The organism is Pseudomonas sp. lyk4-R2A-10, from assembly GCF_030209075.1.
GTDB classification, from domain to species: Bacteria; Pseudomonadota; Gammaproteobacteria; order Pseudomonadales; family Pseudomonadaceae; genus Aquipseudomonas; species Aquipseudomonas glycinae.
The window spans coordinates 118063-139632 of record NZ_JARVSR010000001.1; the positions used below are offsets into that span (position 1 = coordinate 118063).

A 21570-nucleotide genomic window follows, 5' to 3' on the forward strand; every position below is an offset into this window, starting at 1 on the left:
GTCCCGGATGTGCGGCCATCCGCCGCGCCGCCCTTACTGTTTCCCAGGCGCAGGTGTATCGTATTCGCCTTTTGCGGGCGCCCAGGCCCGCGGCTGATACGCGAGGTCGTTGTGTCCATATCCTTTACCCGTCGACAGATACTCGGTGGTCTGGCCGGTCTTGCAGTGGTTGGTGCGGGAGCCGGTGGTGCGACGCGTTACTGGTTGGGCAAGGTGGCGGATGCCAACGCGGGACACGACTACGAATTGATCGCTGCGCCGCTGGACGTTGAGTTGGTGCCGGGGCACAAGACCGAGGCCTGGGCGTTCGGTCCGTCGGCGCCGGGCACCGAATTGCGTGTGCGTCAGGGCGAGTGGCTGCGGGTGCGGTTCATCAACCATCTGCCGGTGGCGACGACCATTCACTGGCACGGCATCCGCCTGCCGCTGGAGATGGACGGCGTGCCTTACGTATCGCAACTGCCGGTGCTGCCGGGCGAATACTTCGATTACAAATTCCGTGTGCCGGACGCCGGCAGCTACTGGTATCACCCGCACGTCAGCAGCAGCGAAGAGCTCGGTCGCGGGCTGGTCGGGCCGTTGATTGTCGAGGAGCGCGAGCCGACCGGGTTCAAGTACGAAAAGACCCTGAGCCTGAAAAACTGGCACATCGACGACGAGGGCAACTTCGTCGAGTTCAGCATTCCCCGTGAAGCGGCCCGAGGCGGTACGGCGGGGCGGCTGTCGACCATCAACGGCGTGCCTTCGCCGGTGATCGAGTTGCCGGCGGGGCAGATCACCCGCGTACGCCTGCTCAACCTCGACAATACCCTGACCTATCGCATCAACATTCCCGGCGTCGAAGCGCAGATCTATGCGCTGGACGGCAACCCGGTCGAGCCGCGCCCATTGGGCAAGGAATACTGGCTCGGCCCGGGCATGCGCATCTGCCTGGCGATCAAGGCACCGCCGGCCGGTGAAGAACTGTCGCTGCGCAACGGCCCGGTTCGCCTGGGCACCCTGCGTTCAGTGGCCAACACTGACGCGCCGACCGACTGGCCGAAAGCACTGCCGGCCAACCCGGTGGCCGAGCCGGACCTGGCCAATGCCGAGAAACTCAACTTCAATTTCGAATGGGTCGGTTCGGTGTCGGTCAACGTCGACAACGGCAAGCCACCGAGCCTGTGGCAGATCAACGGCAAGGCTTGGGACATCACCGACAAGACCTGCGCCGACCGGCCAATCGCCAGCCTGAAACTCGGCCAGAGCTATATTTTCGAACTGAAGAACATGACTCAGTACCAGCACCCGATCCACTTGCACGGCATGAGCTTCAAGGTGATTGCGTCGAACCGGCACAAGATCGTGCCGTACTTCACCGACACCTACCTGCTGGGCAAGAACGAGCGCGCGCAAGTGGCGCTGGTGGCGGATAACCCGGGGGTGTGGATGTTCCACTGCCATGTGATCGACCACATGGAAACCGGCCTGATGGCCGCCATCGAGGTGAAGTGATGCGCCAGATTCGCCCCGCGGCGATCATCGACCGCAGCCGTGACCGCGACTTCATGCGCGAGGCGCTGGAGTTGGCAGCCCAAGGCGCGGCCCTCGGCGAAGTGCCGGTGGGCGCGGTGCTGGTGCAGGATGGCGAGATCATTGGCCGTGGTTTCAACTGCCCGATCAGCACCAGTGATCCCAGCGCGCACGCAGAAATGGTCGCGATCCGCGCTGCCGCGCAAGCGGTGGATAACTATCGACTGCCGGGCAGTACGCTCTACGTGACGCTCGAGCCGTGCAGCATGTGCGCCGGGCTGATCGTGCATTCGCGGGTTTCGCGGGTGGTGTTCGGCGCGCTGGAGCCCAAGGCCGGGATTGTGCAGAGCCAGGGGCAGTTCTTCACTCAGGGCTTTCTCAACCATCGAGTGTTGTATGAAGGTGGGGTGTTGGCGGAGGAGTGTGGGGCGGTGTTGACCGAGTTCTTCAGGGCGCGGCGGGCAAAACCCGCAGACTGAAGAACAACACAAACCCTGTGGGAGCTGGCTTGCCAGCGATGGCGTCGGCACATCAAGCATTGATGTCGACTGATCCACCGTTATCGCTGGCAAGCCAGCTCCCACAATTTTTTGCAGTGTCTGGAAGGGATCGTTACTTCTTCGCGACGATGACCGCCCGCATCGGCGCCGGCAGCCCTTCAATCGTCTTGCTGTGGTCATCCGGATCAAGGAAATCACTCAGCGACTGATACTTCATCCACTCGGTCCCACGCTGTTCATCGACCGTTGTCATGCTGACATCCACGCAACGAACGTCGGTGAACCCCGCACGACGCAGCCACAATTCCAGCGCCGGCACCGACGGCAAGAACCACACGTTACGCATCTGCGCATAACGATCTTCCGGCACCAGCACCTGATGCTTGTCGCCTTCGACCACCAGCGTCTCCAGCACCAGTTCGCCACCCTTCACCAGGCAATCCTTCAGCGCCAGCAAATGCTCGATCGGCGAACGACGGTGATAGAACACACCCATCGAAAACACCGTGTCGAAGCCTTCCAGATTCGGCGGCAGGTCTTCGAACGGGAACGGCAGGTGCCAGGCATTCGGCTCTGACAGATAACGCTGTACCGCTTGGAACTGGCAGAAGAACAGCCAGTTCGGATCGACACCGATCACGCTGTCGGCGCCGGCACCGAGCATTCGCCACATGTAATAGCCGTTACCACAACCGACATCGAGGATGCGCTTGCCCTTCAGATCCAGATGCGGAGAGACCCGCGACCACTTCCAGTCCGAGCGCCATTCGGTGTCGACGTGCACGCCGAACAGATCGAACGGCCCCTTGCGCCACGGCGACAGCCCCATCAGCGCCGTACGCATTTGCGCGCGGGTTTCGTCGTCGCAATTGGTGTCCAGCTTCAGGCCGTCGAGCAGGTCGACTTCGGTCGGCTGGATCTTCGGCAGGGCGTCCAGCGCACTTTGCCAGCGCTCCAGATCGCCGTGGCCTTTCTCCATTTTTTTGTCGAGCTGCACTTGCAGGGTGTTGGCCCATTCGGCCAGCGGCGTGCCGGCCAGACGGCGGGCGAGGGGGGACAGATCAATCATGGCAAGGCAATCAACGAGGCAAAGTTAAGACACTGGAACCACGGCACGACCTTCGAGAACCCGGCGGCCAGCAGGCGCTCGCGGTGTTCTTCGAGGCTGTCGGGCTTCATGACGTTTTCGATGGCGCTGCGCTTCTGGGCGATTTCCAGTTCGCTGTAACCGTTGGCGCGCTTGAACGCGACGTGCAGATCGGTCAGCAGCGCATGTTCTTCGGCATCGTTGAAGCGCAGCTTCTCCGACAGAATCAGCGCGCCGCCCGGCAACAATGATTGGCGAATGCGCGACAGCAATGCCGTACGCTGATCCGGAGCGATGAATTGCAGGGTGAAGTTCAGCGCCACCACCGAGGCCGGTTTGAAGTCGAGGGCGAGGATGTCGCCTTCGATCACCTCGACCGGCAGCAACTCCTGGAACATCGAATCCTGACCGTTGAGGTACTCGCGGCAGCGCTCGACCATCGCCGCCGAGTTATCCACCGCGATCACCCGGCAACCGTCGGTGCGCACGTGGCGACGTAATGCCTGGGTCACCGCTCCGAGGGAGGCGCCGAGGTCGTAGAGCACGCTGTTCGGCTGAGCAAATTGTGCCGCGAGCACGCCGAGATTTTCGACGATGGTCGGATAACCCGGCACCGAGCGCTTGATCATGTCCGGGAACACCCGCACCACGTCTTCGTTGAAGGCGAAGTCAGGCACCTGGGCCATCGGCTGGGCGAAAATGCGATCGGGTTCTTTGCTCACGGCGGTTCCGGCGGTGTCGATGAAAAGGCCGGCATTTTAGCCAAACTGGCGCGCAGATGCGCGGGTTGTCTGATAAACCGCTGGTTCAAAGCTCCGGACGTTTGCTCTGTGAAAACGCCGACGCCGCAATCCCCCACTGCCCCAACCAGTAACTGAGAATGATGATGTAGGGCGCTGCATTGAACGGTGAGACAAACCGGTTGATGCCGATCACGCTGTCGGAGAACACGAACGCTACTGCGCCGCCCGCCGCCAGCAGTGCCGAACGTTGCGGTACGTCGCTGCCGAGGCGGGCGAGAGCGCGCCAGAGCATGGCGCTGATGGCCGTTCCGTAAACGATCACCGGCACGGTCAATGGCCCGAGTCCACTGGAAATCAGAATGCCCAACAACACGGCACCCACGCTGAGCGCCAGAACCAGCGGCAGTAATGCCGGGCGCCGGCAATCGCTGAGGTAAGCCTTGAGGTACGCCAGATGCGCGACCAGAAACGCGCCCAAACCGAAGACGAACAAATCCCCCGGCCACGCCAGCAGTACATCACCGACCAGCGAGAAAATCAGACCGAGGCTGATCCAGCGGCGATAGTCGCTGGGTGGCGCGTCATGCAGCCAGCCGAGCAACGCCAACACCGGCAACGGTTTGACCAGCAGACACAGCAGCGCCGCATGGGTACTGAGGCCATAGAGAAAGGTCACTGCGCCCATCAGCGCGAGGATCAGCCAGCCCACGATCAGTTCACCGAAATGGCGCAGTCAAAAGTTTCCACCGGCAACACTTCCGGCGCCCACGGTTGCTGCGAAGTCAGGCGCAGGCGCCCGGTGCCGGTGGCGAAGGCCTGGAAGCGCCAGGTCGAGAGCCCGGCCGCGCCGACCACGCCGGCATCCTCCGGATTGCTGTAGACCTCGGGGCTGAGGGCGCGCAATACGCCACCGGCCGAATCCTGGATGGCCCAGCGGTAGCCGGTAGTGGGGTTGCTCGGGAGCATGACGATCAGGTTTTGCCCGTTGGTCAGGCGCACCGGGCATTCGCTTTGTTTCTCCACGGTCACGTTGGTTTTCGGTTGCGTGGCGCAGGCGGCCAGCAGGGCGAGGGACAGGGGGACAAACAGGCGAAGGTAGGACATGGATTCAGTGGCTCCAGCGTTGGCGACGAACGGCGAGCATAACTGAAGATGAGGCAAAGTGTGACGGTGAGGGGGAGCGATGGCAGCCCCCTCGATAGCTCAAGAAGAAATCAGAAAAGCACCTTCGCCACATCCGAAAACTTCTTGGCGAAGTGCACGGTAATGCCTTCCTTCAAGTAATCCGGCAGTTCCTCGAAGTTACCACGATTGGGTTCCGGCAGAATCAACTCGAAAATCTTCTGCCGCCGCGCCGCAATCACCTTCTCGCGCACCCCGCCAATCGGCAGCACATGGCCGGTCAGCGTCAGTTCACCGGTCATGGCCACGCCTTTTTTCGGCGGCTGATTACGGGCGAGGGAGAGCAGGGCGCTGGCCATGGTCACGCCGGCGCTTGGGCCGTCTTTCGGTGTGGCGCCTTCCGGTACGTGCAGGTGGACGAAAGCTTCGTCGAAGAATTTCGCGTCACCGCCGAACTGTTTCAGGTGCGAGCTGACGTAGCTGTAGGCGATCTCCGCCGACTCCTTCATCACATCGCCCAGTTGCCCGGTGAGTTTGAAACCTCGATTGAGCGTGTGAATCCGCGTCGCTTCAATCGGCAGTGTCGCGCCGCCCATGCTGGTCCAGGCAAGTCCCGTGATCACGCCAGTGCCGGACAGCACTTGCTCGTTGCGGAACACCGGATGGCCGAGGGACGCTTCGAGGTCTTTCGGGCCGATCTTGATCGCCGCTTTCGGGTCGTCGATCAGCTTCATCACCGCTTTGCGCACCAGTTTGCCCATCTGTTTTTCCAGCTGGCGCACGCCGGCTTCACGGGCGTAACCGTCGATCAAGGCTTTGAGCGCCGTGTCGCTGATGCTCAGGCTGCCTTTGGACACGCCAGCCTTTTCCAGCAGTTTCGGCCACAGGTGACGCTTGGCGATGGCGACTTTTTCTTCGGTGATGTAGCCCGACAGGCGAATCACTTCCATCCGGTCCAGCAACGGGCCGGGAATCGAATCCAGGGTGTTGGCGGTGCAGACGAACAGGACTTTCGACAGGTCCATCCGCAGGTCCAGATAGTGGTCGAGGAATTCGACGTTCTGTTCCGGGTCGAGGGTTTCGAGCAGCGCCGAGGCGGGGTCGCCCTGGTAGCTCTGGCCCATCTTGTCGATCTCGTCGAGCATGATCACCGGGTTCATCACTTCGACGTCTTTCAACGCCTGCACGAGTTTGCCCGGCTGCGCGCCGATGTAGGTGCGGCGGTGGCCCTTGATCTCGGCTTCGTCGCGCATGCCGCCGAGGCTGAAGCGGTAGAACGGCCGGCCGAGGGATTCGGCGATGGATTTGCCGACACTGGTTTTACCCACGCCCGGCGGGCCCACCAGCAGCACGATGGAGCCACTGATCTCGCCTTTATAGGCACCGACCGCTAGGAATTCGAGAATCCGGTCCTTGATGTCGTCGAGGCCGGCGTGGTGTTTGTCCAGCACCTTGCGCGCGTGCTTGAGGTCGAGTTTGTCCTCGCCATACACGCCCCACGGTACCGAGGTTGCCCAGTCGAGGTAGTTGCGGGTGACCGCGTACTCCGGCGATCCGGTTTCGAGGATCGACAGTTTGTTCATTTCTTCTTCGAGGCGCTTTTGTACCTGCGTCGGCAGGACCTTGCCTTCCAGACGCTGCTCGAACTGCTCGAGGTCGGCGCTGCGGTCGTCCTTGGTCAGGCCCAGCTCTTGCTGGATGACCTTGAGCTGTTCCTTGAGGAAGAACTCGCGCTGATGCTCGCCGATCTTGCGGTTCACTTCGGCGGAGATTTCTTTTTGCAGACGCGCGACTTCGACTTCCTTGCGCAGCATCGGCAGGACTTTTTCCATGCGCTTGAGCATCGGCACGCAGTCGAGCACTTCCTGCAGCTCATTGCCGGTCGCCGATGTGAGGGCGGCGGCGAAGTCGGTCAGCGGCGACGGATCGTTGGGGCTGAAGCGGTTGAGGTAGTTCTTCAGCTCTTCGCTGTACAGCGGGTTGAGCGGCAGCAGTTCCTTGATCGCGTTGATCAGCGCCATGCCGTAGGCCTTGACCTCGTCGGTCGGCTCGGTGGGCTGGTGCGGGTATTCGACTTCAACGAGATACGGCGGGCGATGGTGTTTGAGCCAGGTCTTGATGCGTACGCGGCTCAGGCCCTGCGCGACGAATTGCAGTTTGCCGTTTTCGCGGCTGGCGTGATGCACCTTGACCAGGGTGCCGTATTGCGGCAACGCCTTGGTGTCGAAGTGGCGCGGGTCTTCCTGGGGTGTGTCCATGAAGAACAGGGCCAGGGAGTGGTGTTCGGATTTGCTGACCAGTTCGAGGGTTTCGGCCCAGGGCTCTTCGTTGACGATGACCGGCAGGACCTGGGCCGGGAAGAACGGGCGGTTGTGGATCGGGATGATGTAGACCTTGTCCGGCAGGTTCTGGCCGGGCAGGGCCAGGCCTTTGCCGGGGACGTGGTGTTCGATGTGTTCGGCGTCGGTTTCGGTGATGTCGTCGGGGTTCTCGGGGAATTCTTGCTGGTCGCTCATGGGGCACCTGCGCAATTGGGTATGGCTGTTAGATGGGGCAGGGTTTGGGTGGTTTCAATGGGGGTGGGTGTTTCTGCTTGTGTGTTCAGGGTTTTGACAGGGTTTTGGGCTTGGCGGCCTTAGAGCCGGCCATGCTCTGGGTGTTTGGGGGGAATATCCGTTTCTGCGGGTGCTGCCGCTGGCGGTTCCGCTCTTACAGCGGCTCACTTTTCCAAACGCCGAAAAGTAAGCAAAAGGCTTGGCCCCTGCGTTCGGCGCCTCGCTGTGGCTCGGCGTTCCTTCGTTCCGGGATTCCTCCGGGGGCATCGCCTACGGTTTGCTTCGCTGCACCTCCTCTCGATGTGTTTGGCTTCGCCAAACGGTCGCTGCGCTCCCACCCCCGGATAAATCCCTCCACTCAGCCTTCCGATGGGGCCGGCACGTCAAGAGCTTTACTCGAGCTAACGCTCATCGTGTTGAGTGGTGAAGAGCAGGGAAGAGCAGAGGGGGAAGGTGATGGTGAGAGGAGGAGGGAGCCGATTGGGGCTCTAAAACCTGAGTTCGACTCGGTATCTCACGTCGGCGTACCTCTCCCAGACAACGCGGTCAGTCCCCTCTCCCTCCGGGAGAGGGCTAGGGTGAGGGCAGCGTCCTGACTGACTCACCACAAGCCTGACTCCCGCAGAGACCTCATCAGCATTTATGCTGGATATCGACTGACCTCGACGTTATCCAGCACCCGATTCACCGCCAGTTCCGCCAGCATGATCACCTGCTGAATGCCCAGGATCCGATGCCGCTGCGGCGTATCGACAAAAGCCGCTACATCACTGGCCATGACACTTGCGGTAGCCAGGGACTCACAGGCATGGGCCAACAGGCTTTCATCGTCCATGTCTGGCGAGATCTGGAACATCTGGCTCGGTCGGCGACCGGGGCATTTTTTTGGAATGGGATTGAAGTGATGGTCGAGCGCGCGTTCGGCGGCGTCGTGGAGTTTCATTGAATCAGGGGATTCGTATGGCGAGGTGTCGTTTGATTCGGGGGGATTGGGTGTTGGTTTTTTCATGGTGAATACTCAGTTGGTGAAATTGGAGCTGCCTTCGATTGCCGCGACGCAATCTGAGGTGGCAGCTGTACGCGGGTTCGCGGACCGATAACTGAGGAATCGGCATACCTCCAAGGAAGGTATCCCGCGCACAGCCGCCATGAAACAAACAACAGGCACCGAGGTGCCGTGAGGTTGGCGATTATGCATCAGTTATCGGGCCGCGACGCCCGTTCGCTGAATTTGCAGCGACCCCCAAAGCCGATCCACCCCGTTTCCGAGCGACAACCGACGCGACATGTCAGAAACATCCCCTGCAAACACCCCGTCTGTAGGACATAAACACCTCGTGTAAAAAAACCGCAGTCCACAAAAAAAGGCGACACCCCTCACAGGGCATCGCCTTTTTCCTTACCGCCGCTAAAGCTTATTCCGGCAGTTTGTAGGCAATCACATAGTCACCCATCTTGGTGCCCAGCGAGCCGTGACCACCCACCACGAGCAGGACGTATTGCTTGCCGTCCTTGCCGGTGTAGGTCATTGGGGTCGCCTGGCCGCCGGCCGGCAGACGCGATTTCCACAGTTCTTTACCGGTGTTCACGTCGTAGGCGCGCAGGTACTGGTCCAGCGTGCCGCTGAGGAAGCCGACGCCGCCAGCAGTGACGATCGAACCGCCCATGCTTGGCACGCCCAGGGTGAAGCCGATCGGGATTGGCGAGCTGTCGCGGCTGGTGCCGTTTTTGCGTTTCCAGACGACTTTGCCGGTGGTCAGGTCGATACCGGCGACGTAGCCCCAGGCCGGGGCCTGGCACGGTACGCCCAGTGGCGACATGAACGGGTGCATGGTCACGGCATACGGCGCACCGGTGTTTTTCTGGATGCCGGAAGTTTCGCTTTCGCGCTTGCTGTCGGCGGGTACGTCGGCACGTGGGATCATCTTGGAGACGAAAGCCATGTAGTTCGGGCTGGTGAACAGCATCTGGCGAACCGGGTCGACAGAAACACCGCCCCAGTTGAACACGCCGACGTTACCCGGGTAGATCAGGCTGCCCTGTTCCGACGGAGGCGTGTATTGGCCTTCGTAGCGCAGTTCCTTGAACTGGATGCGGCACAACATCTGGTCGAACGGGCTGGCGCCCCACATGGCTTTTTCGGTCAGTTCCGGGGCCAGCAGGTTCAGGTCCGAACGGGCCTGGGTCGGGGCGGTGTGGTCGCCTTTCACGGCGCCTTGCGGCACCGGGATCTCGCGGATCGGGATGATCGGCGTGCCGTCACGACGGTCGAGGACGTACAGGCTGCCCTGCTTGGTCGGGGCGATCAGCGCAGGCTTGATGCCGTCGGCGGTTTTCATGTCCAGCAGGGTTGGCTGGCTGCCGACGTCCATGTCCCACAGGTCGTGGTGGGTGAACTGGTAGTTCCAGCGCACCTTGCCGGTCGCCAGGTCCAGCGCGACCAGGCCGGCGCTGAATTTCTCGGCACCGGGGGTGCGATCGCCGCCCCACTGGTCAGGCGTCTGGTTGCCCAATGGCAGATAGACCATGCCGAGTTTTTCATCGACGCTGGCCAGCGACCACATGTTGGCCGAGTTGCGGCTGTAGGTCTGGCCCGGGGCCAAGGGTTCGGTGGCGTCCGGGTTGTTGCTGTCCCAGTTCCAGACCAGATGGCCGTCGCGCACGTCGTAGGCGCGGATCACGCCGGACGGCTCGTTGGTCGATTCGTTGTCGGTGACGTGACCGCCCATGATCACCAGATCACGGGTGATCGCGGCAGGAGAGGTGGAGTAGTAACCGCCAGCGGTGAACGGGCCGATGCCCTGGGTCAGGTCAACCACACCGTTGGTGCCGAAGCCTTCGCAGATCTTGCCGGTGTCGGCGTTCAGTGCGATCAGGCGGGCATCGGCGGTAGGCAGGTAGAGGCGACGCGGGCAGGCCTGGGCGACGGCTTTGCCGGCCTCGGAGATCACGGTGGACGCCGCGTTTTCAGACTTGGCGTACGCGGCTTCGTCGTAGTACGACACGCCACGGCAGGTCATGTGGGCGAAGCCCTTGAAGCCTTCCGGGCTTTTGATCTGCGGATCGAAGCGCCACAGTTCCTTGCCGGTGTCCGGGTCCAGCGCCAGCACTTTGCTGTGGGCGGTGCAGGCGTAGAGCATGCCGTTGGCTTTGAGCGGGGTGTTTTCGTTGGTCAGCTCGACCGGGTCGTCGGCAGTCGGCAGGTCGCCGGTCTGGATGCGCCAGGCTTCTTGCAGCTTGCCGACGTTGGCTGGGGTGATCTGTTTCAGTGGCGAGTAGCGGTCACCGAATTCGGTGCGGCCGTAGGCCTGCCAGTCGCCGTCCGGCATTTGCGGGGCGGTGCTGGTGGTGTCGGCGGTGTCGCGACCCAGTTCGCCGAAGGTTTCGCCCGGGTGGGTGAACAGGCTGGCCAGGGCAGTGACGCCGGCCAGAATCACAGCCACGGTCAAACCGCCGGTGCCCATCGGCGCAGGGCCTGCGAGCAGCAGCGGACGACGGAACCACGGCAGCAGCATCACGAAACCGAGGACAAACCACAGCGCCAGACGCGGCACCAGTTGCCACCAGTCCAGACCAACTTCCCACAGCGCCCAGACAGTGCTGGCGAACAGCACGATGGCGTACAGGCCCAATGCTGCGCGACGGCGCATCAGCATCAGAATGCCGGTCAGCGTGATGCCGATACCGGCCAGCAGGTAATACAGCGAGCCGCCGAGCGTACTCAGCTTGATTCCCCCGGCCAGCATGGCCAGGCCCATCAGCAGAAGCAGAATGCCGAGCAGGTTCGGCAGAAGACGGCTTCGACTCGAAGCACCTTCAGTGCTCATAGTGTGGTTCTCCGTGACGTTTCAAGTAGTCCCGCGCTGTAGTCACTTTAGATGACGATTTGGCGCGGGCAGGGTTCAGATAAAAACTTGTCTTGCTATCGAATTTCTTTCGCAGGGCTGAGCCGCGTGCGCTGGGTCAGAACGACGACTGGATTTTGATCCCGCCAATCAGCGCGTCGTCGACCTTGTCCACACCGCCCGGATGGCGGATGTATTGCAGGTTCGGGCGCACGGTCAGCCAGTTCGTGACGTGCACGCCGTAGTAGAGTTCGGCGCTGTATTCGGTGTCCTGCGGTGGCAGGAACGACGGATCGTCGTAGTCGTAGACGGCGCGGGCCTGGTTGGTCGCTTCGGCGTTCTTGCGGTACGCCGGGTTGACGTGAACGCGAGCCAGAGCGAAACCGATGTCGTCCCTGGCGCGGGCGTCGAACAGGCCTTTGTAGACCACGCCGGCCTGGACGTAGTTGTCGATGGCGTTGGTCTTCTTGTCGTGCATCGTGCCGTTGGCGAACACGCTCAGGCCACGGGAATTGTCGCTGGCGACGCTGGTGATCTGCTGCTGCACACCGAGCCACACACCGTGTTTGCTCGAAGCGCTGCGATAGGCTTCGCCGCTCAGGGCCGCCGGCTGGCCGTTGCTGTCTTTATAGGCATCGGTGGCCTTGGCGTTGCTGTAGTAGTAACCGGCGCGGTATTCGCCCGGCAGGCCGTTGAGCTTGGGCTTCCACACCAGTTCGATCGGCAGGATCGCGCCCTGGGTGCCGCTGCCGCTGAGCTTGAAGCCGTTACCGCGATCGAGGTTCGACGGGTTTTGCTCGTAGGCGCCGACCTGCGCGTACAGCTCTGGCGTCAGGTGATATTTGACGCGCAGTGCCCATTGGCTGACCGGCCAGTTGTACCAGATGCCACCGACCCAGTTGCCGACCTGCGAGCCGCAGAACGCCAGGTTCTGGAAGTCGCACGGGAAGCTATTGAAGTCTTCGCCTTCGCCGAAACGGCCGACCTTGATGTCGAGCTTCTGGTCGAAGAATTTCTGCTGGTACCACATTTGTGTCAGGCGGGTGGTCTGGCCACGGCCCCAGACTTCCTGGGCCGAGGTGAAGCCCCCGACGCGCGGGTCGTTGATGCGGTCGTTGCTGATGTTGTTGCCGCTGCGCTTGGTTACGGTCAGCTGGAATTCAGCGTCGTTCCAGCCGAGCAGTTTTTGCAGGTCCAGATGAGTGCCGAGGCCCCATTGGTCGCTGTAGCGCGCGGTGCGGTCGTGGTCGTAGCCGCCGTGCAGGTTGCTGCCCATTTCGCCGGTGTAGTCGAGCTTGAAGTCGATGCCTTTTGCCGCGAGTTCGTTACGGGTGCCGTTCCAGTCACCGAGCATCCACGGTGATTCACTGTCGAAGGCCGGAGCGGCCTGGGTGCAGGTGGCGAGGCCAAGGGCGGTGCAGCCGCCGATCAGGCGCAGGGTTGAGATAGCGCTGTCTCGGGAGAACGGAAAATCGGGCATTGAATAGGTCTTTCTTGATCTTTTTGGGGGATAAACTGGCCGCTACGATTTGACGCAGGCAGTGAAGCGGTTCAGCAGAAGGGCGGCAGGATAATGTCCTGTTACAAAAACACAAAGGGCTTTTGCTGACATGAACCCTTTCGGATTCGGTAACAGTGCGGCAATACAGCGCATTGCAGGTGTTAGCGCAGGCTGCGATCTTCTCCGGTTGGCCTACATTTAACCCAAGGCCTTCCACCCGCCCATGCCCTCGGCTAAGGTGCGCGGCTTCTGCATTTTTACTTCGCCCAAAGGCCCGGCATGAACGACCACAACCCCGATCCGCTGCACGGCGTGACCCTCGAACAGATCCTCAATGCGCTGGTGACCCACTACGAATGGTCGGGCCTGGCCGAGCGCATCGACATCCGTTGCTTCAAGAGCGATCCGACCATCAAGTCGAGCCTGACCTTTCTGCGCAAGACGCCTTGGGCGCGGGAGAAAGTCGAGCGGCTGTACGTGAAACTGATGCGCACCAAGCGTCCGCTCTGAGATGAACGCCGTCTTGCGGCGACGCCTGATCACTTCGGTTGCGGTGCTGGGCTGGGCCGGGCTGGGAATTCAGCTGTACCTGATTTTCTTCGCACGCCTGAGTGTCGGCGCCAGCCTGCTCGGCGGGCTGGTGAGTTTCTTCAGCTATTTCACCGTGCTCACCAACACCCTGGTGGCGGTGGTGCTGACCTGCGCGGTGACCGATCGTGAATCCACCGCGCGGCGCTGGTTTCTGCAACCTTGGGTCAGCAGTGGAATTGCCGTCAGCATTGCGGTGGTTGGCCTGGCCTACAGCATTCTGCTGCGGCATCTGTGGCATCCGCAGGGCTGGCAGTTTATCGCGGACGAATTGCTCCACGATGTGATGCCGCTGCTGTTTCTGGCTTATTGGTGGTTGTGTGTGCCCAAGGGCAGCTTGCGTCTGAAGCACCTGCCGCTGTGGCTGATCTATCCGCTGGTGTACTTCGCCTATGCATTGCTGCGCGGGCATTTGCTGGGGGCTTACGCGTATCCGTTCATTGACGTGGCACTGCTGGGTTATCCACAGGTGTTCATCAATGCCGGGGGCATTCTGCTGGGGTTTGTGCTGATGGCGTTGCTGGTGATCGGGATTGATCGCTGGCAGGGTCGGCGCCTTTAGCAGCGCCGCCGCGCGTATTCACTCCTCTTCGGAGCCCTCGGCGCGCCAGTAACCGACCGCTTTGACGAACTTCTCGTCGAGTCCGTGTTCATCGAGCAGCACCCGGCGGATCTGCCGCGAGACTTTCGTTTCCGTCGCCACCCACGCATACAGATTGCCCTTGGGCACCTGCAATTGTTTGACGGTCGCCAGCAGGTTGTCCTTGCCGCCCTCGCGCAGTACCCAGATCACATTGACCTGTGCCGCGCTTTCCAGCGTTTGCTGCTCCTTGCCGTTTTCCACTTCGATCACCACCAGCGCCTTGCGATTGGCCGCCAGGCCTTCGAGGCGGCGGGCGATGGCGGGCAGGGCGGTTTCGTCGCCGATCAGCAGGTAGCTGTCGAAGATGTCCGGCACGATCATCGAACCGCGCGGGCCGCCGATGTGCAGGAACTGTCCCGGTCTGGCCTGTTCAGCCCAGGTCGAGGCAGGGCCGTCGCCGTGCAGGACGAAGTCGATGTCCAGCTCAAGCTTGTCGAGGTCGTAACGGCGCGGGGTGTAGTCGCGCATCTCCGGCATCGGCACATCGCTCTTGCCGGCACCCAGCACCAAAGTTTCCAGCGCGGCGGCCTGTTCGGCGTTCTGCGGGAACAGCAGTTTGACGTGATCGTCGGTACCGAGGCTGATGAACCCGGCCAGTTCCGGACCGCCAAGAGTGATGCGGCGCATGCGCGGGGTCAGATCGACCACTCGCAACACTTCCAGGCGACGACGTTTGATTTCGTGCATCACACGATGGATGCCTTGGGTCTGTACTTCAGTCATTCGGCTTTCTCCGGGGCAGATTGAACGGCGGGGCCGTCGACGATGGCTTTGGCGGTGTCGTTGAGCAGGTCGCGCACCCGCAGGATTTCTTCCGGGCTCCAGCGCCCGTGGTGCATTTGCAAGGCGTGGCGCAGGTTGTGCACCGCCTCATGGATTTCCGGCGGCCGGTCGTGGCCGCGCAACGAGCGCTTGCTGACGTCGATGCGCATGCGCACGCCGTCCAGTGCTACTGCTTGTTCGCTGAGGGATTGGCGGCCGGCATCGGTTACCGCGTAGCGCTTTTTGCCGCCTTCGGCATCGCCGGTGATCATTTCGCTTTCTTCGAGAAATGTCAGGGTCGGGTAGATCACGCCGGGGCTGGGGCTGTAGGCGCCGTCGAACATGGTTTCGATCTGGCGAATCAGGTCATAGCCGTGGCACGGCTGTTCGGCGATCAGCGCCAGCAACAGCAATTTCAGATCGCCCGGGGCGAATACCCGCGGGCCGCGACCGCCGCGCTCGCGACCGTGGCGTTTTTCGAAGCCGTCACGGCTGTCGCCGTGGTCGCGGTGGGGGGAATGATGGTCTCTCATTTCAGTCTTCTCTCGTCGTATTTAGATACAACGTAAGATATATCTTTTGCAGTGAGCAAGCGGTTTTTTACTGAGCGCGCGTCCGCCCTGACCAACGGTAAGCAGATCTGGAGACGCATTTTCGTAATTCGGAAACACCACGAAATATCTGTATCAATGACCAAAAAGTTAAAGTTTAAACTCTACAGGTGGTTGAGAAGATGCTCTGGAAAGTGCAATTATCCCGCGTTGATTAGTTGAAAGTGCTGTATGGTTTTTTATCTTTAACTGTATGTAGTCTTAAACTTACAGCTATTGTTTTGAATATTGAAAATATCGCGTTTTTTCTTTCTGGTCATAAGCTGGTTTAACTACAAGCTTGTGGGAAGTTGCCTGCTTACATTCCAGAGTGAACAGTCGATCATGCCCCGGCGTTGAAACTTCAGGTCAATACGGCCCTTGTCGGCTTGAATGACTTGAAAGTTCAACGCTTCGATCCTTTAAAAGAAGACAGGTACTGACCGATGTTCAAGAAAATCGCTTTCGCTGCCCCACTGGCTGTTCTGGCTCTGAGCTCTTCCGTGGTCTTCGCCGCCGGTGAAGCACGTCACTCCATCAGCCTGGTGGCGCATGTGCCAACCAATGGTTTCTATGTGGTGCCAACGGATGCTGACCTGGTCAACAAGGATCAGGACATGAGCTTCAGCCCGATTACCGGAACCATGAAACCCGTGGAAGGTTTCTTCGATGTGCGCAACACCAACGGTTCGGTTCATGGCTATCTGGAAGGCGTGCCGAAACTGGTCGGCGGCTCAAGCATCATTGATCTCAAAGTCGAGTTCAATAACAAGGTTCTGACCCAGACCCCGCAAATGGTTGTTGGCGAGGCCGAGTCCGATGTGAACTACCGTGCACCGCTGCGCATCACCGCCGCCGGCACCAACTTCACCCCGGGCGATTACACCGGCGCAGTCACCATGATGTTCGACGCTGTTCCTCCCGTCGGCGCCGCGCTCTAACCCGTGAAGTAACAAAAGCCGGCTGGCTGACGCGAATGTCTGTCAGCCGGACTTTTTTCCGTTCGCAATCAGAGTCCGTGTTCATGTTCCCGATGACCCCCGTCGCGGCTGCGCTTGCGCTGTTGTTGTGTGCTGGCGCAGTAGTGGCTTCCGAACCTGCCGGTACGACGCCGCGTAGTTTGCTCGCGCAAGCCAAAGGCTTGCCGAAAGACTTCGAGGAGCACTTTTTTGATGTCCCTCTGGCTGTTCGGGTCGAACTCGACCATCAGCCGTTGGGCGAAGCGATGATTGTGCTGTCTCGTGATGACCGCCTCACCCTGCTCGAATTCACCGACACCAGCGAGAACCGTTTCGGCGCTGTCGAACGGGAAAAGTGGGCGAGCTATCTCAAGCCCGGCGTGGCGCTGGGATCATGCGCCGGTCAATGCCCCGAGCAAATGCTGGCGGTGCATTACAACCTGGAAAACTCCCTCGTCTCCATCCTGACCGAGAATGCCGAACGCGACGTCGAAGCCAAGCGTTTCTACGACCAGCCGGAAAATGGCAGCACCGGTCTGATCGTGCGTAACCAGCTCAACCTCAACGGCGGCCAGGAGCAGGATCTGGGTGGGCGTTTCGGCCTGGAGGCCAACGGCAGCCTGGGCAACTGGAGCCAGACGTTCAACATGCAGCTGGCCCGTCTCGGTGGTCCGGACGACAAGCTCTATCACGCCGTCTACGAGCTGCATACCCAGCGCGAGCTGCAAGGCAGTTTTCTGCGACTGGGCTATTTCACCCCCACGTCGGAAGGCTTGACCCGTCAGCTGCGCTCATTCGGCACCAGCCCCGATACCACCGTGGGCTTGATGTACGGCAGTTCCGACAGCCTGGCGATCGACCTGCAAAACCCGAGCGTCTACCCGATCTATGTCACCGCCAACCGTCAGGCCTCGGTGGAAATCTACCGCGACGGTCTGCTCATCAACACCCAGTCGGTGCCCGCCGGTTTGCAGACCCTCGATACCCGGCCCTTGCCCGGCGGGATTTATGAAGTGGAAGTGCGCCTGATCGAGGACGGTCAGACGACATCGAGCACCCAGGAGCTGGTCTACAAGCCGAGCAACTGGCGTAACCCCGACGAGCGCTGGCGCTACAACCTGTTTGCCGGTCAGGAAACCAAACTGCTCAGCAACTGGGACAAGCAGGCCAGTGGCGACGCCACCGCAGGGGCTTCGCTCAACTATTTGCTGCACCCGCGGGTCGTCCTCGGGCTGTCGGCGCGTCAGGTTCGGGAAAAGCTGCAATACGGCACCTCCATCGACTGGACCCTGGCCAACAGCACCAGTCTGTACGCCAACTTCTACCAGACCGAAGACCATGGCACCGGCATCGATCTGCAGGGCCTCTACAACTATGGCGCCGGCAGTCTGGTGATCAGTCACAACCGCAGCTGGCTGGACACCACCAATATTTACGACACGCTGCCGGACGGCACGCGCATCCGTCAGCGCAACGTGTTCACCGGGCAGACCAGCAATTCCTCTCTGGCCCTGAACCATCGCGTCAGCCGCAACAGTTCGCTAAATGCCCGGGTTGCCCACAGTGAAGGTAACGTCGAAGGCATTGGCGTCGACCTGGGCTGGACCCAGCGCACGACGGTGTTTGGCAGTGATTCGAACTGGCGGCTGTCGGTGTTCGACCGGCCGGGCAGTTACAGCAGTGGCGATGCGCGCAACCGGGGTATTGATCTGAGCCTGAACGTGGCGCTCGGCGGACCGGGGCAGCAGATTTCCGGCAGCATCGGCACGCGCACCGCACGGGACGGCAGCCGGGACAACAACGCTTCGCTGGGTTACCGCAAAACCCTTGAGGATCACGTGCTGCAAAGCGTGGCGGCGACCATGATCACCGACACCTACGGAATCGGCTTGAACGGTCAGGCTTATTTCAGCACCGACACGGTCAACGGCGATGGTTTCGTCCAGCGCTCGTCCTATAACGGCAATTACACCGGTGGCCTGAACCTCGACAGCACTGTGGCCATCGGTAGGCAGCAGATCGTGATGACCAGCCAGCACCAGGGGCGCGGAGCGGGAATGATCGTGGATGTCGAGTCCGATATCGACGGCATCGCTTTGCGCGCCGACGACTTGAGTGGTGGCAGCGCATCCCTGCGGCCGGGACGCAACTTCATTCCCCTTACGGCCTACAAGAACAGCTCGGTCAGCTTCGACTTCGAAGGCAACGACGTGCCGGCAGCGTCCATCGAACCGCCGCGCGCCCGTTATCACTTGAACAAGGGCGGCGTGGAGTATCGCAAGGTGAAAGTGATGAAAACCCTGACCGTGCTCGGCCGTCTGCTCGACCCCCAGGGGCGACCGCTCAAGGGGCACCACGTCATCAATCACGCCAGCCGCGGGGTGAGCGAAGTGGACGGGTTCTTCTCCATGGAAATGAACGAGGGTTCTCCGACGCTGGAGGTTCGCTACGCGGACCAGTTGCTGTGCCAGTTCCGCCTCGATCCGCAACAGGGGCGAGTGGAGAACAACGTGCTGATGATTGGTGACCTGCGTTGCAGCCCCGACACCCTGGCCGATGCCACATTCACCGAACAGAAGGCGGGCTGAGCGATGAAGAAAACAGCGTGTTGGCTGGGTTTGCTGACAGTGCTGGGCATGTCAGGGGCGCAGGCAGCGAACCAGGAGATCCGGGCGCTGTTCCAGCCCGATCCGTCGCAACCCAATAAAAACGTGTTCATCAACAAGACGCCGAACAGTGGTTATTGCGCCAGTCATCCGGCCCAATGCGCGGACAACAACATGTTCAGTATTCAGGTGCCGATTCGCTTCAGCACCTTCACGCCCATGTTTTCGGGTAACGGCGTGTGGGTAAAAGTGCCGTCCGAATGGCGACAGTTGAACGTGATCAATCATGAAACTCAGCAAACAAGCATCGTTGAAGTCCGTATCAGCGGTATCGGGTCGAAGTTTCAACTGAGTAAACCGGTCACCGAACTGACGGGACAGACCGATGTGCTTGAGGGGCATCGAAAGTTGTGGACCGGCAATTCCTGGGTATACGCACCGCCGCCATGCGAGTACAGCGGCGTTGGCTATTACAGCCCGACCACTTACCAGTTTTTCTGGAAAACGCCGCAGCCGGGAACCTGCATCAAGACGGCGGCGTTCGACGTGGGGCACATGTCCTTCGACTACCTCGATATCGCCTATGAGTTGCGCACGCCTGATCCCTTGAGCATGTCGTCCGGGTTGTACACCGGATCGTTGACCTACAGCGTCGGTCGAGGCAGCGCCGATTTCACGATGGGGCCGTTCATGGGGGCGGATGACGGCAACCTCACGCTGGATTTCGTGCTGGACGTACAGCACACACTGAAGGTGGATCTGCCACCGGGTGGCAACCGGATTACCTTGCAGCCCGAGGGCGGGTGGCAGCGCTGGTTGAATTCAGGGCGGGCCCCGGAACGCCTGTTCAGTGACCAGACCTTCCACATCTCGGCCAGCTCCAGATTCAAGATGTACCTGGAGTGCGGCTCCGGAACGGTAACGGCCTGTGGATTATGGAATGAGGGGACCAACTACGGCACACCGATCATCGTCAGTGTGACCCTGCCCAACGGTTTGACCGACACCAGTGGACGGCCAGTCAAGCGACAGGAACTGTTCCCGCAGGAGTCGAGGGCCATCTTTTTTCAACCGGGAATCTATGTCGATCGCAAGCCCGGAACCCTGCATTTCGAAATCGACAAGGCCAACACCGAACGAATACTCAAGGCTGATCGTGGAAACAGGTATTCCAGTACGGTCGTGGTGATTTGGGATTCGGAAATCTGATCGAGTCACTGTACTCAAATCGAGGTTCTGCTGATGAAACAACTCGTTGCTCTGCTGGTGGCAGGTTTGCTTTTTCAAAGTGCTTACGCCGGTCCGAACATCAATATCGGCGTCGTCTACGACTATCTGGCCGGTGATAAAAGCACGTATCTGAAACGTGTCTACAACAGCGGTGACAGCACGGCATTCGTCAAGATCAATGTGCTGGAAATCATTTACAACGCCGATGGCACATCCTCCGAAGTGCCCGTGAAAGTCCAGGCCGATGCCAGTGCGCGGGACGGTCTGATGGCCAGCCCGGCCCGCTTGATCATTCCGGCCCAGGGCATGCAGGGCACCCGGTTACTGTTTATGGGCGAGCGGGACAAGGAGCGTTATTTCCGGGTGCGGTTCGTGCCGGTGGTGCCGGAAAAGGAAGACGAATTCGCGGTCTCTCAGGAAGAGCGCGAGGACTACAAAAAGACGCTGACGGCGGGCGTGAACGTCATGGCCGGCTTCGGCACCATTTTCTTCGTGCGTCCGGCCAATACGCGTTTCGACAGCGTGATCGAAGACAGTGCCGGTGCTTACAAGGTGCGTAACAACGGCAATACGGTGGTGGTGATCGATGAGTTCAAGAGTTGCTCGAAAACCGATGAGACCGACTGCGAGCCAACCACCAAGCACCATGTCATGGCCGGCAAATCATTCGAATTCGAAAAGAAGCCGGGACGTGAGTACCGTTTCATCCTGGTCGAAGGTGAGGCGAAGAAAAACCTGCGTGTCACCGGCTGACAGCGCCCGAAGGCACAGGCAATTGCTCTTCATTCATGCAAGTAACGGGTATCGGAAAAATGATCAGACAATGGATCGCTCTGACCTCAGCCAGCGGGTTGGCGTTGACGGGCACCTGGGCATTCGCCGCACGCGAGGAAATCGAATTCTTCGTTTCGGTGGATATCCCCACCTTGAACTTCTATGTCATCCCCAGCGAGCCGGACTGGATACATCGTGAACAGCGCCTGCACTGGAATGTGCACACTTCGAAGCTGGGAACGCTGCGTCGCAACTTTGATGTGAAACATGACAGCAGTGCCATAGAAGCACGCCTGGAGAGTTTTCCCTATCTGACCAATGGCCGCGATTCTCGGGAAAACATCAATTTGCGGGTGACATTCAACGGCAAGGAACTCACCAACAATCCGTTCCCCCAACAAGTGGTGTCGGCCGAAGAGGCAAAGCTCGGCGTGCGGGTGCCCCTGGAGATCGAGCCCAGGGAGCAGGCCGGAGGCTACAAACCGGGTGATTACTACGGCACCGTCAACATCATGTTCAGCGCGGCAGCTCCGGCGGGGTAATTGAAGGACAA

19 protein-coding genes are annotated in these 21570 nt (G+C 60.5%); 9 read left to right on the forward strand and 10 right to left on the reverse strand.

The features are described from left to right. The first annotated feature begins 117 nt into the window (after window positions 1-117). Both QRN46_RS00590 and tadA read left to right on the forward strand, forming a co-directional pair. Entirely contained in the window at window positions 118-1494 is a 1377-nt protein-coding gene (locus tag QRN46_RS00590) for a multicopper oxidase family protein (RefSeq protein ID WP_285354230.1), read from the forward strand. Continuing rightward, complete coding sequence (tadA, locus tag QRN46_RS00595) at window positions 1494-1991, forward strand: tRNA adenosine(34) deaminase TadA (protein ID WP_011335794.1); 498 nt, start codon at window positions 1494-1496, stop codon at window positions 1989-1991. Before QRN46_RS00590 ends, tadA begins: the two co-directional genes overlap by 1 nt. 133 nt (window positions 1992-2124) lie before the next feature. Here tadA and cmoB read toward each other — a convergent pair whose 3' ends face one another. From cmoB to QRN46_RS00635, 8 genes are all read right to left on the reverse strand, one after another. Further along, window positions 2125-3081 carry a tRNA 5-methoxyuridine(34)/uridine 5-oxyacetic acid(34) synthase CmoB gene (cmoB, locus tag QRN46_RS00600; RefSeq protein WP_011335793.1) on the reverse strand — a complete coding sequence of 319 codons (957 nt, stop codon included), beginning with the start codon at window positions 3079-3081 and terminating at the stop codon, window positions 2125-2127. Beyond that, a complete protein-coding gene (gene cmoA / locus QRN46_RS00605) occupies window positions 3078-3785 on the reverse strand; it encodes a carboxy-S-adenosyl-L-methionine synthase CmoA (RefSeq protein WP_218888027.1) in 708 nt (235 codons plus the stop codon). The genes cmoB and cmoA overlap by 4 nt, the downstream gene beginning before the upstream one ends. A gap of 121 nt (window positions 3786-3906) precedes the next feature. After that, complete coding sequence (locus QRN46_RS00610) at window positions 3907-4551, reverse strand: lysoplasmalogenase (protein WP_011335792.1); 645 nt, start codon at window positions 4549-4551, stop codon at window positions 3907-3909. A gap of 2 nt (window positions 4552-4553) precedes the next feature. Then, window positions 4554-4946, reverse strand: a complete 393-nt coding sequence (locus QRN46_RS00615; protein ID WP_011335791.1) for a protease inhibitor I42 family protein — start codon at window positions 4944-4946, stop codon at window positions 4554-4556. A 110-nt stretch (window positions 4947-5056) separates the two neighbouring features. Continuing rightward, window positions 5057-7480: an endopeptidase La gene (gene lon, locus QRN46_RS00620; protein ID WP_011335790.1), complete on the reverse strand. Its 2424-nt coding sequence runs from the start codon at window positions 7478-7480 to the stop codon at window positions 5057-5059. A gap of 679 nt (window positions 7481-8159) precedes the next feature. Next, window positions 8160-8528: a DUF6124 family protein gene (locus QRN46_RS00625; RefSeq protein ID WP_011335789.1), complete on the reverse strand. Its 369-nt coding sequence runs from the start codon at window positions 8526-8528 to the stop codon at window positions 8160-8162. 406 nt (window positions 8529-8934) lie between these two features. After that, entirely contained in the window at window positions 8935-11346 is a 2412-nt protein-coding gene (locus QRN46_RS00630) for a glucose/quinate/shikimate family membrane-bound PQQ-dependent dehydrogenase (protein ID WP_011335788.1), read from the reverse strand. 136 nt (window positions 11347-11482) lie between these two features. Beyond that, window positions 11483-12844 carry a carbohydrate porin gene (locus tag QRN46_RS00635; protein WP_201816411.1) on the reverse strand — a complete coding sequence of 454 codons (1362 nt, stop codon included), beginning with the start codon at window positions 12842-12844 and terminating at the stop codon, window positions 11483-11485. Between the two features lie 300 nt (window positions 12845-13144). Here QRN46_RS00635 and QRN46_RS00640 point away from each other — a divergent pair, with 300 nt between their 5' ends. Together QRN46_RS00640 and QRN46_RS00645 are read left to right on the forward strand one after the other, a co-directional pair. After that, window positions 13145-13375, forward strand: coding sequence for a VF530 family protein (locus QRN46_RS00640; RefSeq protein ID WP_007956650.1), 231 nt, complete (start codon window positions 13145-13147; stop codon window positions 13373-13375). A gap of 1 nt (window position 13376) precedes the next feature. Then, window positions 13377-14015, forward strand: a complete 639-nt coding sequence (locus QRN46_RS00645; RefSeq protein WP_011335786.1) for a Pr6Pr family membrane protein — start codon at window positions 13377-13379, stop codon at window positions 14013-14015. Between the two features lie 18 nt (window positions 14016-14033). Here QRN46_RS00645 and QRN46_RS00650 read toward each other — a convergent pair whose 3' ends face one another. Beyond that, entirely contained in the window at window positions 14034-14819 is a 786-nt protein-coding gene (locus QRN46_RS00650; protein WP_011335785.1) for a siderophore-interacting protein, read from the reverse strand. Then, window positions 14816-15391 carry a PadR family transcriptional regulator gene (locus QRN46_RS00655; protein ID WP_011335784.1) on the reverse strand — a complete coding sequence of 192 codons (576 nt, stop codon included), beginning with the start codon at window positions 15389-15391 and terminating at the stop codon, window positions 14816-14818. The genes QRN46_RS00650 and QRN46_RS00655 overlap by 4 nt, the downstream gene beginning before the upstream one ends. A gap of 503 nt (window positions 15392-15894) precedes the next feature. Between QRN46_RS00655 and QRN46_RS00660 the strand changes: the two genes are divergently transcribed. From QRN46_RS00660 to QRN46_RS00680, 5 genes are all read left to right on the forward strand, one after another. Continuing rightward, entirely contained in the window at window positions 15895-16389 is a 495-nt protein-coding gene (locus tag QRN46_RS00660) for a CS1 type fimbrial major subunit (protein WP_011335783.1), read from the forward strand. A gap of 83 nt (window positions 16390-16472) precedes the next feature. Further along, the gene (locus QRN46_RS00665; RefSeq protein WP_041475422.1) at window positions 16473-18995 is read left to right on the forward strand and encodes a CS1-pili formation C-terminal domain-containing protein; all 2523 of its coding nucleotides are present in this window, start codon (window positions 16473-16475) and stop codon (window positions 18993-18995) included. Between the two features lie 3 nt (window positions 18996-18998). Further along, on the forward strand, window positions 18999-20222 hold the full coding sequence (locus tag QRN46_RS00670) for a hypothetical protein (protein WP_011335781.1): 1224 nt from the start codon (window positions 18999-19001) through the stop codon (window positions 20220-20222). 33 nt (window positions 20223-20255) lie between these two features. Further along, a complete protein-coding gene (locus QRN46_RS00675) occupies window positions 20256-20996 on the forward strand; it encodes a molecular chaperone (RefSeq protein ID WP_201816410.1) in 741 nt (246 codons plus the stop codon). Between the two features lie 59 nt (window positions 20997-21055). Next, window positions 21056-21559 carry a CS1 type fimbrial major subunit gene (locus QRN46_RS00680; RefSeq protein WP_011335779.1) on the forward strand — a complete coding sequence of 168 codons (504 nt, stop codon included), beginning with the start codon at window positions 21056-21058 and terminating at the stop codon, window positions 21557-21559. Window positions 21560-21570 lie beyond the last annotated feature (11 nt).

Excerpts from the sequence above, each read along its gene's own strand:
- tadA (WP_011335794.1), top strand. The coding sequence starts at position 1,494 with ATGCGCCAGATTCGCCCCGCGGCGATCATCGACCGCAGCCGTGACCGC.
- cmoB (WP_011335793.1), bottom strand. The coding sequence starts at position 3,081 with ATGATTGATCTGTCCCCCCTCGCCCGCCGTCTGGCCGGCACGCCGCTG.
- cmoA (WP_218888027.1), bottom strand. The coding sequence starts at position 3,785 with ATGGCCCAGGTGCCTGACTTCGCCTTCAACGAAGACGTGGTGCGGGTG.
- QRN46_RS00615 (WP_011335791.1), bottom strand. The coding sequence starts at position 4,946 with ATGTCCTACCTTCGCCTGTTTGTCCCCCTGTCCCTCGCCCTGCTGGCC.
- lon (WP_011335790.1), bottom strand. The coding sequence starts at position 7,480 with ATGAGCGACCAGCAAGAATTCCCCGAGAACCCCGACGACATCACCGAA.
- QRN46_RS00625 (WP_011335789.1), bottom strand. The coding sequence starts at position 8,528 with ATGAAAAAACCAACACCCAATCCCCCCGAATCAAACGACACCTCGCCA.
- QRN46_RS00630 (WP_011335788.1), bottom strand. The coding sequence starts at position 11,346 with ATGAGCACTGAAGGTGCTTCGAGTCGAAGCCGTCTTCTGCCGAACCTG.
- QRN46_RS00635 (WP_201816411.1), bottom strand. The coding sequence starts at position 12,844 with ATGCCCGATTTTCCGTTCTCCCGAGACAGCGCTATCTCAACCCTGCGC.
- QRN46_RS00640 (WP_007956650.1), top strand. The coding sequence starts at position 13,145 with ATGAACGACCACAACCCCGATCCGCTGCACGGCGTGACCCTCGAACAG.
- QRN46_RS00645 (WP_011335786.1), top strand. The coding sequence starts at position 13,377 with ATGAACGCCGTCTTGCGGCGACGCCTGATCACTTCGGTTGCGGTGCTG.
- QRN46_RS00650 (WP_011335785.1), bottom strand. The coding sequence starts at position 14,819 with ATGACTGAAGTACAGACCCAAGGCATCCATCGTGTGATGCACGAAATC.
- QRN46_RS00655 (WP_011335784.1), bottom strand. The coding sequence starts at position 15,391 with ATGAGAGACCATCATTCCCCCCACCGCGACCACGGCGACAGCCGTGAC.
- QRN46_RS00660 (WP_011335783.1), top strand. The coding sequence starts at position 15,895 with ATGTTCAAGAAAATCGCTTTCGCTGCCCCACTGGCTGTTCTGGCTCTG.
- QRN46_RS00665 (WP_041475422.1), top strand. The coding sequence starts at position 16,473 with ATGTTCCCGATGACCCCCGTCGCGGCTGCGCTTGCGCTGTTGTTGTGT.
- QRN46_RS00670 (WP_011335781.1), top strand. The coding sequence starts at position 18,999 with ATGAAGAAAACAGCGTGTTGGCTGGGTTTGCTGACAGTGCTGGGCATG.
- QRN46_RS00675 (WP_201816410.1), top strand. The coding sequence starts at position 20,256 with ATGAAACAACTCGTTGCTCTGCTGGTGGCAGGTTTGCTTTTTCAAAGT.
- QRN46_RS00680 (WP_011335779.1), top strand. The coding sequence starts at position 21,056 with ATGATCAGACAATGGATCGCTCTGACCTCAGCCAGCGGGTTGGCGTTG.